Raw genomic sequence first — 13251 nt, forward strand, 5'->3', positions numbered from 1 at the left:
CCCCGGGGCTTTCGAAGACTACGTGAGTCAGCGCGCCGGGACTTGGTCCGGCGTCGTCGTCTGTACGGCGTACTGCTGCTTCACGCTGTTCACGATACCAGCCCGGCCGCCCGGATCACCGTCTGATGCACGGTGTTGCCCTCGAAGTCGCGGGCAGTCGCACGCAGCGAGACGAACTTCGCGTGCCGCGGCGCGTCCAGCTGGAACCGGCCGTCGTGACGGTCGCGGGTGCGCTGCCAGGTCTTGCCGTCGTCGTACGACAGCTCGAGGTCGACCTGCCCGGTGCGTGCGCCGGTCAGCGACTGCGCGACCGCGGTCAACGAAGCGTTCCGCTTCGCGCGGCCCGCCGCGTCGGTGCCGAGCTTGTAGTCGAGCTGAACCAGCGGGAGCACCGCCTGCACGTCGTCGGCCGGAGCCTTCGAGGTGAACGTCCAGGTCGTGCTGGTCCGCGACGAGTACGGGCTGAACGACTCCTCGCGCGTGTTGTCGACCACGAGCCGGTACGGCAGCTTGCCGGTGGCCGGAGCCGTCCCGCCGACCACGGTCCCGGTGCCGGTTCCGAGCAGCGTCGAGCCCTGGTAGAGCGCCAGCGTCTGCTTGCTGCGGTCGTAGTCCATCGACATGCCGACGTGGTCGCTGCCACCGCCGTACGCCGGGATGTCGAAGCTCAGCCAGCTGCCGCTGCGGCTCGGCGCCTTGTAGTTGTTGTTCAGGAACGGGCGCGCGACCGGCTTGAACCACTCCTGCGTCCGGCGGCTGCCGGCCTTGTCCTTGCCGCGCGGCTCGATCTCGTAGATCAGGCCGTCGACGTACGCCTCCTGACCCCACTCGTTCGAACCGGTCGTGGAGACCCAGTCGACGCGCTGGCCGTTGACGGGCTCGCGCTGGGTGAGACCGATCCCCCAGTTCGAGTACGACGGCCAGTCGTACCGGTACTCGCCGCCGCCGCGCGTCGGGTCCAGGCTGTGGAAGGACACGTCGACGCGGGCCAGGTTCCTCGAGCTCCCCTTCACGACCAGGTCGGACGGGATCTGCTGGTGCCAGGTCTGCATCAGGTCGTACACGTAGGCCGCCGCCGGCTGCGACTCGACCTCGAGCACTGTGTTGCCGCGACGGGCCTGCTGGATCAGCTTCTCGCCCTCGTCGGTGCTGAGCAGCGCGACGTCGATCGCCGCCGGGGTGAACGGGTCGTCGCTGTAGCGCCGCAGCTGCCGGCCGAGCTGGTTGTTCTGAACGAGCAGGAGCTTGGCGCCGGCCTTCGCGGCGTTGACCGCCTGGTCGGCGTCGGTCACCGCGTCGTTACGGCGTACGACGACGGCCTTGTTACGGACGTTGAGCTTCGCGTAGTCCGCCGTACCGCCATCACCTGCGAACACCAGCGGCAGGTTGTAGCGACCCTTCGGCAGCGAGGTGACCGAGTCCTGACGCAGTACGTCGGTGAAGTCGCTCCAGTGCGTGGAGACGCTCAGCGCGGGCTGCTCCTTGCGCCAGCGCGCGCCGAGGTAGAAGTCGCCGTTGGTGACCTTGTGCGTGGTCGGCTGCGCCCACAGGCTGTCGTAGCTGGTCTGGGTCTCCATGAAGTCACGCCACGACCGGCCGCCCATCGACCGGTTGTACTCCAGCCGCTGGTACGTCGTCTCGGCCGGCTGCGGCGTGGTCATCTCGACGCGGCGGATCTTGCGGACGTCGAGGTTCACGGTCCGGTCGCGGTCGAGCGTCACGTCGGGGTCGCCGAGCAGCGACATGCCGAGCGAGTGCGGGCCGTGCACGCCGGTGACGTCCTTGAACGACAGCACAGAGTAGACGGCGTTGGCGAGGTAGATCGAGCCGGTGCCGGAGGCGTCGACGATGAAGAACATCGGGCTGTCGTCACCGGACTTCAGCACCTCGACGACGCCGGACATCGGCTTGCCCTTGGCGTCGGTGAAGTTCATCGTCAGCTTGTGAGCCGCGTCGCCGATGGAGATCGCGGTGTGCGCGACGACGGTTCCGACGGTGTCGGTGGCGAGGACCTGGCCGGTGAAGCGGCCGCTCGTCGCTGTGATGGTGACGTTGACAGTCGCCGTACCGTGCGCGGGGACGACGACCTGGTTCGCGGACAGGCGGAACACGCCCGCCGGCGCGTCCGGCGCGTCGACCGACAGCTTCAGCGTCACCACGGCGTCGGTGGTGTTCGTGTAGGTGACCGGACGAGAGACCGCGGTGCTCGTCAGCCCGGCGTACGCCGTCGCGGACGCGAAGACGCCCGAGCGCACGGCCGCGGCGGCGTCGAGCCGGCCGCTGCCGGCCTGGAACGCGGTGTACGCCGGGGTCCGCTTCGAGCTGCTCGCCAGCAGGTCCTTCAGCTGCGCGCCGGTCAGGTCAGGGCGCTTGGCGGCGAGCAGCGCTGCGGCGCCGGCCACGTGCGGCGTGGCCATCGAGGTGCCGCTCATCGTCTGGTAGGCGCCCTCGCCGTCGACGTACTGCGAACGGGCGGCGAGCACGTCGACGCCGGGAGCGGTGATCTCCGGCTTCAGCGCGCCGTCGCCGACCCGCGGGCCCTGGCTCGAGAAGTAGGCCAGGTCGTCGGCGCCGTCGACCGCGCCGACGGTCAGCGCGGCGTCGGCCGCACCCGGGGCGCTGATGCTGTCGGGCTGCCCGGTGTTGCCTGCGGCAACGACAAAGAGCGCGCCGGTCTGGGCGCTGAGCCGGTTGACCGCCTCGCTGACCGGGTCGGTGCCGTCGGACGCCGTCTCCGAGCCGAGGCTCATGTTGACGACCTTGGCGTGCTGCTCGACGGCGGCCCACTCCATCCCGGCCAGCAGCCAGGAGTCCTGGCCGGAGCCGCTGTTGGCGAGCACCTTGCCGATGTGCAGCTCGGCGCCGGGCGCGACGCCCTGCTCCTTGCCGTCGGAGGCAGCGCCGGTGCCGGCGATGGTCGAGGCGACGTGCGTGCCGTGACCGGCGCGGTCCAGAACGTCCTCGTCGGGGACGAAGCTGCGGGTCGCGGCGATCCGGCCGGCGAGGTCGGGGTGACCGGTGTCGACACCGGTGTCGAGCACGGCGACGTCGACGCCCTGGCCGGTGTCACCGCCGGCCCAGACCTCGGGGGCGCCGATCTGCGCGGTGGTGTCGGACAGGTCGGCCTTCACGACGCCGTCCAGCCAGATCTTGGCGATGCCGCCGCCGAAGCCGGTGGTGGTCGTGCGCAGGCCGGTGGCCGGCCGCGCGACGGCGTTCCAGAAGTCGTCGGAGCGGCTCGTGGTGAGGGCGGCGCCCTGGATGCTGGTGAGGCTCCGCACCTGGGTGGCGCCCGGGACCGTCTGACGGGCCTGGAAGCTCGACGTGTAGGAGACGATCAGCGGGAGGTTGTCGCGGTGCGCGTCGTCGTACCCGTCCTCGACCAGGTCGCTGACGTTGAAGAGCCGGCGGTCGAGCACGCCCTGGGCGACGTACGGGATCGCGACCTCGGGGTAGACGTAGAGGTCGCCACCGGACTCGGCGACGCGGGCGTTGGTGCGGCCGCCGTCCGGGCCGGTGACGGTGACGGTGCCGCCGTTGGCGCTGGACTCGCGGGTGGTGACGACGTCGCCGGTGATCAGGGTGACGGTGTGGGTCCCCGACGGGACGTCGACGGGGTGGGCGGGGTCAGCCTGCGCGGTGAGTGGGCTGGACAGCGCGAGGACGCAGACGCCGGTGACGGCGTACAGACCCCAGCGCTTGGGCGGAATGTTCAACGCGGTTCCTCTGCAGTTGGTGGGCAGAGGACCAATCTGTATCCAATACGATGCGGCCGTCCATGGCGCATCTGCGCCGTGGCATGTTCGCGACCTACAGGTCGTCCGGGTCCAGCCCGACCGGGCGGATCAGCCCCTCCTGCGCGACCGAGGCCGCCAGCCGGCCGTCCTGGGTGAACAACCGGCCGGTCGCGAATCCGCGCGCTCCCGAGGCCGAGGGTGAGGCCTGGTCGTAGAGCAGCCACTCGTCGGCGCGGAACGGGCGATGGAACCACAGCGCGTGGTCGATCGAGGCCGGCTGGATCCGGCGGTCCCCGATCACCAGCCCGTGCGGCAACAAGCTTGCCCCGAGCAACGTCAGGTCGCTGGCATAGGCCAGGACGCAGGCGTGCAGCGCCGGGTCGTCCGGGAGCTTCCCCGCGGCCCGGATCCAGAACTGCCGGCCGCTCACCCCGGCGAGCCGCATGTCGAGCGCCGACCACTCCTTGTTCCAGTCCTCGGCCTTGCGCCCGGTCGCCGCCTCCAGCACCGAAGCGAGCGTCGGCGCCTCCTCGGGCGGGACCACGTCGTCGGGCATCGGGTCGCCGTGGTCGAGCCCGGGCTCGGGACGCTGGAACGACGCCGACATGTAGAAGATCGGCTTGCCGTTCTGCGAGGCCACCACGCGCCGGCTGCTGAACGTCTTGCCGTCCCGGGTCGGCTCGGCCCGGTACACGATCGGTACGGCGGTGTCGCCCGGACGCAGGAAGTACCCGTGCAGCGAGTGCACGATCCGCTCCGGCTCGACCGTCCGGCCCGCCGCGGCCAGCGCCTGGCCGAGCACCTGCCCGCCGAACACCCGCTGCGCGGAGGTCTGCGGCTGGCGGCCGCGGTACAGGTCGTCGTCGATCTTCTCCAGGTCGAGCAGCTCGACCAGATCGTCCAGGGACTCGGGCATGCCCCATCCTGACAGGTCCGCGGGTCCGGACCGGGCATCTGTGGCTGCCCTCACGCGGTCGTTTTCGGTGAGCTTTCGGTCGCCGTCCGTAGGCTGCGGTTGAACGCGCAACCAAACACTCGTTTCGACCGAAGGAGTTCCCCGTGAGCCGCCTCCCCTCCGGCCTGGCCACCCACACCCGTGACCTCGTGCTGCTGATCGCCCGGGTCGGCGTCGGCGTCGTGTTCGTCGCGCACGGCTGGCAGAAGTTCCGCACCAACGGCCTGGACGCGACCGCCAGAGGCTTCGAGCAGATGGGCGTCCCCGCGCCGTCGCTGTCGGCGTACTACGCGGCCGGTGCCGAACTGATCGCCGGTACGGCGCTGATCCTCGGCCTGCTCACCTCGGTGGCCGGGCTGCTGCTGGTGCTGGACATGGCCGGGGCGTTCCTGTTCGTGCACATGTCGAACGGCGTCTTCGTCGCCGAAGGCGGCTGGGAACTGGTCGTCGTCCTGGGGCTGGCGGCGCTCACGCTCGCCGCGGTCGGACCGGGTCGGTACAGCCTGGACCGAGTGCTCACGCGGGCACCGGGTGAGCGGGCCACGCTGTCGGTCTGAGAAATGACGAAAGGGCCCCGGGATGATCCCGGGGCCCTTTCGCGGTGCCTGTTACTTGTCGTCGTCGCGGTTCAGCTCGGCGAGGAACTGCTCGACCTCGGCGCCCAGCTCGTCGGCCGACGGCGTCGAACCGGCCAGCAGGCTGCCGCGGCTGATCGAGCCGGCGGCCGCGTCGTACTGGGTCTCCAGCGCGTTCACCACCGCGGACGCGTCGTCGGACTGCTCGACCTGCTCGTCGACCATCCGGCCGGTGATCGCGGCCTCGTCCAGCAGCGCCTTGCTCGGCAGCAGCAGACCGGTCGCGGCGGAGATCGCGTGCACCAGCGCCAGCGCGGCACCGGGGAAGCGGTTCTCGGCCAGGTAGTGCGGGACGTGGACCGCGAAGCCCATCGCGTCCTTGCCGGCCTCGCCGAGGCGGACCTGCAGCATCGTGCCGGCGCTCGCGGGCAGCCGCATCTCGCCGTCCCAGATGTTCGTCCGGGTGACCAGCTCGGGCCGCGTCGCGTGCGCGGTCAGGCCCAGCGGGCGGGTGTGCGGCACGCCCATCGGGATGCCGTGCACGCCGACGGTCAGCGTGACGTTGTACTGCTCGATCAGCTGGCGGACCGCGCCGGCGAAGCGGTTCCAGTGGTTGTCGGGCTCGACGCCCTCCAGCAGCAGGAACTCGACCCCGGCGTCGTCGGTCAGCAGGTGCAGGTTCAGCTGCGGGGGCGTGTAGTCGATGAACCGGTCCTCGGCGAACGTCACCTCGGGACGGCGGGCCCGGTAGTCGTGCAGCAGGTCGACGTCGAAGCGCGCGAGCAGCCGGTGGTCCAGTACGTCGAGGAGGTGGTCGGCGGTCACCCGGCCGGCCTGGCCCGCGTCCATGTACCCGTCGAGCGAATGCACCAGCACCTTGGGCGTCGCCGCCGGGCCGGTCGCCACCGACTCGTCGACGATCTCGTAGAGGTCGTCCGGTCGCAGCATGTCTCTCGTCTCCTTCATCGCGGCCAACAGGGCGGGTAGGCCCCTCTATCCTGCCTTCCCCTCCCACAACACCCACCCACCGGGCAGGAATTCCAGCAGCTGAGAAGTTTTTCACCGCTTGCGGCGCGGACCGGACCTGCGAATTCGGAAAGCGCTTGCTAGCGTGCTCCTGTGCGCACCGACTCTGAGCCGTCCTCGCCTGCCCCGTCTGCTGCTCCTTCAAGGGCTGCCTCATCGGCTGTGGGCCGGCCGACCGTGCTGCTCGCGATGAACGAGTCCAGCCGCGACCGTGTGCTGGTCCCGGCGGTGCGCAAGCGGCTCGACCTGGTCGCCGACGTGCTGCCGATCCGCGCCGACGGCACGTTCCTCGACGAGCCCGCGATCAGCGGCGTACTGGCCGACGTGGACGTGCTGCTGACCGGCTGGGGCTGCCCGCAGATCACGCCCGAGGTGCTCGACGCGGCGCCTCGGCTGCGCGCGATCGTGCACGCGGCCGGGTCGGTGAAGGGCTTCGTCACTCCGGTCGCCTTCGACCGCGGCATCCAGGTCACCTCGGCCGTCGTCGCCAACGCGCTGCCGGTCGCGGAGTACACCGTCGCGACGATCGTGCTCAGCGGCAAGCGCGCCTTCCGCCTCGGCGCGGAGTACAAGCTGAGCCGGCACCGCCCGGACCCGAGCCACCTGCCCGGCAACTACGGCACGACCGTCGGCCTGCTCGGCGCGTCCCGGATCGGCCGGATGGTCGCCGAGCGGCTGCGCGGCTTCGATGTCGACGTCCTGATCAGCGATCCGTACCTGACCGCTGCCGAAGCGAGTGAGCTCGGTGCCGAGCTGGTGTCGCTCGACGACCTGTTCCGCCGCAGCGACGTGCTGAGCGTGCACGCTCCCCTGCTCCCCGAGACCGTCGGGCTGGTCGACGCGCGGCTGCTCGGCCTGCTGCGCGACGGCTCGGTGCTGATCAACACCGCCCGCGGCAAGATCGTCGACGCCGCCGCACTGGAGGCCGAGTGCGTCGCCGGCCGGCTGGACGCCGTACTGGACGTCACCGACCCCGAGCCGCTGCTGCCGGACTCGCGGCTGCTCGACCTGCCGAACGTCTTCCTCACCCCGCACCTGGCCGGCGCCGTCGGCAACGAGGTCGCCCGCCTCGGCGAGCTCGCCGTCGGCGAGGTCGAACGCCTGGCCGCCGGTCTCCCCCTGCAGCACGCCATCAGCCTCGCCGAACTCGGAAGGATCGCATGAGCCGCCGCCTCGTCCTGCCCGCCACCGATCGTGTCCTGTCGCGCCAGACCGGGTGGGTGCGTGGTCACTGGGAGGCGCTCGCCGACCACCTGCTCGACTCGCTCGACCCGTACTTCTCCCCCGGCTCCGCGCTGATCGAGCTGCCCGGGCGCCCGAGCCGATCCGGTACGGCGTCCGACGCGCTCGAGGGGTTCGCCCGGTCGTTCATGCTCGCCGCGTTCCGGATCGCCGGGGTTCGCGGTGAAGGCTGCGAGGCGCTGATCGAGCGCTACGCGCGCGGTGTCGCGAACGGCGCGAACCCGGACCACCCGGAGTCTTGGCTGCGGCTGACACCGCGCTCGCAGCAGATGGTCGAGGCCGCGGCGATCGCCGTCGCGCTGCACGAGTCGCGCGAGTGGATCTGGGAGCGGCTCGACACCCGCGCGCAGGAGCACGTCGCGGAGTGGCTCGGCGGGTTCATCGGCTCGACGACGCACGACAACAACTGGCGGCTGTTCCAGGTCGTCAGCGAGCAGTTCCTCGCCTCGGTCGGCGCGCCGTACTCGCAGGACGACATCGACGGCGGCCTGGACCGGATCGAGGACTGGTACGTCGGCGACGGCTGGTACTCCGACGGCGACGGGCAGAACTTCGACAACTACATCGGCTGGGCGATGCACCTCTACCCGGCGCTGTGGACCCGGATGGCCGCGGCGACGCCGGGTGCGGCGTACGACGACCGGCTGAAGGTGTACCGGGAGCGGCTCGCGCTGTTCCTGGAGGACGCGGTGCACCTGGTCGGCAACGACGGGGCGCCGGTGTACCAGGGGCGTTCGCTGACGTACCGGATGGCCGCGGCCGCGCCGTACTGGATGGGCGCACTGATGGACGCAACGCCGCTGTCGCCCGGTCAGACGCGGCGGCTGTGCTCGGGGATCGCGCGACACTTCGTGCAGCACGGCGTACCGGACGAGCGGGGGCTGCTGACGCTCGGTTGGTACGACACGTTCCTGCCGACGACGCAGCAGTACTCCGGTCCTGGCTCGCCGTACTGGGCCTCGAAGGGCTTCGTCGGGTTGCTGCTGCCGCCGGAGCATCCGGTGTGGTCCGCGCCGGAGGAGTCGATCCCGCTGGACGACGAGGACCAGATCCGCGCGATGCCCGCGCCCGGCTGGATCGTCCACAACAGCCGGCACGACCAACTCGTCCGCCTGATCAACCACGGCGCCGACCACGCTGCTCCTGCTGAGCCGGAGGGTGTCGAGCCGCCGGTCGACTCGCACTACGACCGGCTCGCGTACTCGAACCACGCCGGACCGGAGCTGGCCGACAACGCGCCACGGATCGACAACCTCACCGCACTGGTCGACGGCGCCGGCCACACGAGCACTCGGGGTCGCATCCGGCGGTTGGGGATGGGTAGCCGTACGGCGTCGTCGTGGCACAAGGCGTGGCTCGGGGCGGAGGGGCCGTGGGCCATCGAAACCACGTCCCTGGTCGACGGGAACTTGGAGATCAGGTGCTCGTTGGTCGAAGGACCCGCTGGTTCGTTGGTCCGTAGCGGCGGGTACGCGGTGGCGGCGGATTCTTTGCCTGAGGCAACTGCCGGTGAGGGTTGGGCCTCGGCCCGGACTGCCGAAGGACTGCAGTCTTCTGTGGTCGGTCTGTACGGCTACACGTCCGCGGGTGTTCATCGCGGGCTGGGTGTGAACGCTTTCGGCCCGCACTCGGCCACGCCGTACCTGACGGCCGGCCACGACGGCGAGCCGCTGGTGCTCGTTCACGCCGTGTTGCTGACCCGTGACGAGCTGCCGCCGCAAGCGCTTGCCGAGGGCATCGACGTCCAGGTCGACGGGCGCGAGATCACCATCACACTTCCCGGTGGCCGCACCGAGACGCTGTCGCTGGGGAACCGCTGACGACGTACGGTCGGGGGATGGCTGAACCCTCTCCGACCGACGTCCTCGCCGAAGCCGTCGGCGCCGACCCGAGCACCGCCAACCAGGAAAGGTTGTGGTCAGCAACTTTCGCCCTCGACCGCTGGTGGTTCGTCCAGCGCGGCGAGCCCGGTAACCCGCAGCCGTTCGTCGGTGTCAACAACGACCAGCCGTTCCTGATGGCGTTCACCACCGCCCAGCGGGCCCGCGGTTTCGCGGTCGAGAACGGCCTGGCCGCCGCCGACGAACAGGTCGAGGTGCTCGCGCTGACCCCGGCCGACGCCGTCGCGCAGTCGGCGGTCTGGCTGCAGCAGGGCATCGCCGCGATCACCTTCGACCACGGCATCAGCGGCTACTTCGCACCGCTCGGCAACCTGCCCGCGATCCGTTCCCACGTGACCGGACACGCCGTTTAGGACAGCCTCGCCAACGATGAGAAATCTCCTGTTCACCACTACCTTGGTGGACATGAGCACGTACGCGAAACTCCTCCAGGAACAGATCCGCAACGAATTCACGGCCGCGCAGCAGTACACGGCGGTGGCTGTCTGGTACGACGACCAGGACCTCCCGCAGCTGGCCGCGCACTTCTACAAGCAGTCCCTGGAAGAGCGCAACCACGCGATGATGATGGTGAAGTACCTGCTGGACATGGACGTCCGGCCGCAGATCCCCGGGGTCGGCGAGGTCGTCAACGACTTCAAGACCGCGCTGGACCCGCTGGAGCTGGCGCTGCAGCAGGAGATCACGGTCACCAAGCAGATCGAGACGCTGGCCCGCGCGGCCCGCGACGACGGTGACTACATCGGCGAGCAGTTCATGCAGTGGTTCCTCAAGGAGCAGGTCGAGGAGGTCGCCGCGATGACGACCCTGGTCAACGTCGCCAAGCGCGCCGGCGACAACCTGTTCCACCTCGAGGACTACCTGGCGCGTGAGTCGGTCGGCGACGCCGGCACCGACCCGACCGCCCCGGCCGTGGCCGGCGGCAAGGTCTGAGCGCACCACCTGGGAGTTTCGGGGCCGCCGCGCATCGCGCGGCGGCCCGCTCTCCTGCCGGTGACCAGGACCTGCTGGTCACCAGGAACCGCCGCCTCCACCGCCTCCGCCGCCTCCGGAGGACCCTCCGCTGAAGCCGGAGGAGCTGCCGCCTCCCCCACCGCTGCCCGCGGGCGCCGGCGGCGGGTCGAAGGTGTGCGCCACGGTCTGACTGATGCTGCCGGCCGCCCAGCCCGAGGTGTAGTACGACGGCCCGGTGTACCAGTACGGGTCGGCCGGGATCCGGCCCGCCGCGACCAGCTGCGCACAGACCTTCTGCCACCGGTCGGCCAGCCCGAACGCGATCGCCCAGGGCAGGTACTTGCTGAAGATGTCCTCGCCCTCCTCGAACCGGAGCTGGTCCGCCTCGGCCGTGGACAGGTAGAGCCGGAACCCGACCAGCTGGTCGGTCACCGCGCGACCCGCGGGATTCCGGCGGCCCTTCGCGCGCTGCGACACAACGGTGCCCAGGGCAACGACCACGGCGAGCACCGGGAGCCCGATCACGATCGCGCGGCCGAGCCCGCCGGTGGCCGCGCCGACCGCCGTACCGATGATGCCGGCGCCGAAGACCCAGATCCCGACCATCGCCAGGCAGGCGCACGGGAAGACGCCGGACAGCTGCTTGCCGCGGGCGGCCCAGGGCATCCGGGTGTACCAGTCGCGTGCCTTCACCTGCTGGCGGAGCGCGTCGATCATGCCGTCGTGAGCCAGCCGCATCGAGTTGTCGCCGGTCGGGCGGCGCTCCAGCGTGATCTCGGCGCCGGGCGCGAGGCCCGGGTACAGGTTGCTGAGCAGGACCTGCTCGTGCGGCGCGGTCGCCAGCGCGGGGTTGAGCAGCACGGCCTTCTGCTCGTTGCCGGTGTTGTCGATCCGGACGGCACCGCGGACGGCGAGGTCGATCAGGGTCGCGGCGGTCTCGGTCGTGTTCGCCTTCGCGTCGATCAGCAGCCCGCCCTCGCCGACCGGGATCGGCGGCGGCGCGAACGCGACCGGGATCTGGTCGGTGGTCAGCGTGTCCTTGACCGCGGCAACGGTCGAACCGTTCGGCGGGAACGCGCCGGGCGGCATCCCGGCGTACCGGAGATCGCGGTTGCCGCGCTTGCCGTACAGGACCGCGGCGGCCAGCCCGGCGAGCGTGACCAGGCCGGCGGTGACGAGACCGGGGACGTTGATGCCGTTGCGCTGCAGCCAGTCCGGCGGGTCGACGACGATCGGGGCGTCGTCGGCGACGACCCCGGGCTTGATCCCGGCCACGATCGTCAGCTGCTCGCCGCGGTCCAGACCGGAAGCGGTGAAGACACCCTTGCCGGCCACGACCGACTTGCTGTCGCAGGTCTGGTTGCTGCCCTGGGCGCCGACGAAGCAGTCGGCCTGCTGCACGCTGTCGTCGGGAGCCGTGACGTTCACCGCGATCTGCCTGAACGGGGCGTCCCAACCGCTGCCGGTCGCGTCCCAGTACAGCTCGGTGTGGTCCTCGAAGTGCCGCAGTGCGCCGCGGACGTCGTACTGGATGACGTACGTCGCCTGCCGGCCAGCGATCGTCTCGTCGGCCGAGCCGATCTTGATCTGAATCGACTGGTCGCGCTGCGAGTTGCTCTTGGTGGTGCTGGTCTCGAACTCGTCGGGCGCGTTGCTCGGGCTGTCGACGGTGATGTTCGAGATCCGGTACTCCTGGTCCTTGGAGTCGTCGTCGGCCCACGGCTCCCGGGTGACCAGGTTGCGGTAGATCCCGTGCCGGCCGGAGCTGCCGAAGCCGTAGTCGATCGTCTCCTTCACGTGCAGCACGCCGTCGGCGCCGACCGTGTAGTCGATCCGCATGCTGTTGACGACATCGCCGATGTCCGCGTGCTGAGCGTTGGCCGGGAGCTGCGCCGACCCGGCGAGCAGCAGCCCGACGATCGGCGCGACCACGGCGGCCCAAAGTCCCCTTCGCATGCCGCGACAGTACCGAGATCTCAGTCCACCGCCCGCTCCCCCGCCGGTACGACGCCGCTCACCGCTGCGCGGCGACCGGGCCCAACGCTCCGAGCAGGGCGAGCCGCTCCGCGGCCGGTGTCCCCGGGGCCGGGGTGAACAGGGCGAGGATCTGGGTGCGCTCCTCGTCGACGAGGACCTGGCAGTCCAGCTCCAGCAGGCCGACCTCCGGGTGCTGGATGCGCTTGCGGCGGCTGCGCATGACACCGACCGCATGCAGGCTCCAGAGCGCGGCGAACTCCGGGCTGGCCTCCAGCAGCCGCTCGACCAGGTCCTTGGCCGGCGCGTCGTCCCGGCGTACGACGGCCGCCCGCAGGTCCGCGACGAGGGCCTGGGACTCCGTCGCGTGATCCTGCACCGGGTAGCCGGCGCGGGTGGCCGGGTCGGTGAACCAGCGGTAGATGACGCTGCCCTTGGTCCCGGTGTGACGGGTGAGGTCGCCGAAGACCGCCCGGGCCAGGTCGTTCTGGGCGAGCGTCACGCCGAGGTCGGTCATCACCTGCGCCGGTACGTCGTACAGGCGGTCGAGGACGCCGAGCAGGCTCGGCGCGACGTGCTCGTCGGAGCGGGTGCGGTCGGGTGGCTGGTGTCCGGCCAGGCGGAAGAGATGGTCGCGCTCGTCGAGCGTCAGGCGGAGCGCTCTGGTGATCGAACGGAGGACCGCGACTGACGGCTGCGGTGCGCGGTCCTGCTCGAGGCGAGTGTAGTAGTCGGCCGAGATGTCGGCCAGCCGCGCGACCTCCTCGCGGCGCAGACCGGGGGTCCGCCGGCGCGCGGTGTTCGGGAGGCCGACCTCCTTCGGGTCGAGCGCCTCACGACGTACCCGGAGGAACTCGGCGAGCTGCCTGGTGTCCACAGTCCCAGTC

Annotated in this window: 10 protein-coding genes; 5 read left to right on the top strand and 5 right to left on the bottom strand. The window is 70.8% G+C overall.

Going from position 1 to position 13251, the window contains the following annotated elements; all coding sequences use genetic code 11:
• Positions 1-89 precede the first annotated feature (89 nt).
• On the bottom strand, positions 90-3716 hold the full coding sequence (locus ACZ6Z4_RS10615) for a S8 family serine peptidase (RefSeq protein WP_465561213.1): 3627 nt from the start codon (positions 3714-3716) through the stop codon (positions 90-92).
• A gap of 94 nt (positions 3717-3810) precedes the next feature.
• Positions 3811-4653, bottom strand: coding sequence for an acyl-CoA thioesterase (locus ACZ6Z4_RS10620; protein ID WP_465561216.1), 843 nt, complete (start codon positions 4651-4653; stop codon positions 3811-3813).
• Between the two features lie 143 nt (positions 4654-4796).
• Between ACZ6Z4_RS10620 and ACZ6Z4_RS10625 the strand changes: the two genes are divergently transcribed.
• Positions 4797-5249 carry a DoxX family protein gene (locus ACZ6Z4_RS10625; protein WP_465561220.1) on the top strand — a complete coding sequence of 151 codons (453 nt, stop codon included), beginning with the start codon at positions 4797-4799 and terminating at the stop codon, positions 5247-5249.
• Positions 5250-5300: 51 nt separating this feature from the next.
• Here ACZ6Z4_RS10625 and ACZ6Z4_RS10630 read toward each other — a convergent pair whose 3' ends face one another.
• Positions 5301-6215, bottom strand: coding sequence for a proteasome assembly chaperone family protein (locus ACZ6Z4_RS10630; RefSeq protein WP_465561223.1), 915 nt, complete (start codon positions 6213-6215; stop codon positions 5301-5303).
• 267 nt (positions 6216-6482) lie between these two features.
• Between ACZ6Z4_RS10630 and ACZ6Z4_RS10635 the strand changes: the two genes are divergently transcribed.
• The 4 genes from ACZ6Z4_RS10635 to ACZ6Z4_RS10650 are packed head-to-tail and all read left to right on the top strand — an operon-like array spanning position 6483 to position 10369.
• Positions 6483-7457 (top strand): hydroxyacid dehydrogenase, encoded by a 975-nt coding sequence (locus tag ACZ6Z4_RS10635; protein WP_465561226.1) that lies wholly within the window; start codon positions 6483-6485, stop codon positions 7455-7457.
• The gene (locus ACZ6Z4_RS10640; RefSeq protein ID WP_465561230.1) at positions 7454-9355 is read left to right on the top strand and encodes a DUF2264 domain-containing protein; all 1902 of its coding nucleotides are present in this window, start codon (positions 7454-7456) and stop codon (positions 9353-9355) included. Before ACZ6Z4_RS10635 ends, ACZ6Z4_RS10640 begins: the two co-directional genes overlap by 4 nt.
• Positions 9356-9372: 17 nt before the next feature.
• Positions 9373-9789, top strand: a complete 417-nt coding sequence (locus tag ACZ6Z4_RS10645) for a hypothetical protein (RefSeq protein ID WP_465561233.1) — start codon at positions 9373-9375, stop codon at positions 9787-9789.
• A 52-nt stretch (positions 9790-9841) separates the two neighbouring features.
• Positions 9842-10369 (top strand): ferritin, encoded by a 528-nt coding sequence (locus ACZ6Z4_RS10650; RefSeq protein WP_363677542.1) that lies wholly within the window; start codon positions 9842-9844, stop codon positions 10367-10369.
• Between the two features lie 78 nt (positions 10370-10447).
• Here ACZ6Z4_RS10650 and ACZ6Z4_RS10655 read toward each other — a convergent pair whose 3' ends face one another.
• Positions 10448-12346, bottom strand: coding sequence for a DUF2207 domain-containing protein (locus ACZ6Z4_RS10655; RefSeq protein ID WP_465561237.1), 1899 nt, complete (start codon positions 12344-12346; stop codon positions 10448-10450).
• Between the two features lie 58 nt (positions 12347-12404).
• Entirely contained in the window at positions 12405-13241 is an 837-nt protein-coding gene (locus ACZ6Z4_RS10660; protein WP_465561240.1) for a helix-turn-helix transcriptional regulator, read from the bottom strand.
• Between the last annotated feature and the right edge of the window lie 10 nt (positions 13242-13251).

The organism is Kribbella sp. NPDC104740 (assembly GCF_055583505.1).

Coding starts and splice junctions, on each gene's coding strand:
- ACZ6Z4_RS10635 (WP_465561226.1), top strand. CDS start 6,483: ATGAACGAGTCCAGCCGCGACCGTGTGCTGGTCCCGGCGGTGCGCAAG.
- ACZ6Z4_RS10640 (WP_465561230.1), top strand. CDS start 7,454: ATGAGCCGCCGCCTCGTCCTGCCCGCCACCGATCGTGTCCTGTCGCGC.
- ACZ6Z4_RS10645 (WP_465561233.1), top strand. CDS start 9,373: ATGGCTGAACCCTCTCCGACCGACGTCCTCGCCGAAGCCGTCGGCGCC.
- ACZ6Z4_RS10630 (WP_465561223.1), bottom strand. CDS start 6,215: ATGCTGCGACCGGACGACCTCTACGAGATCGTCGACGAGTCGGTGGCG.
- ACZ6Z4_RS10620 (WP_465561216.1), bottom strand. CDS start 4,653: ATGCCCGAGTCCCTGGACGATCTGGTCGAGCTGCTCGACCTGGAGAAG.
- ACZ6Z4_RS10650 (WP_363677542.1), top strand. CDS start 9,842: ATGAGCACGTACGCGAAACTCCTCCAGGAACAGATCCGCAACGAATTC.
- ACZ6Z4_RS10655 (WP_465561237.1), bottom strand. CDS start 12,346: ATGCGAAGGGGACTTTGGGCCGCCGTGGTCGCGCCGATCGTCGGGCTG.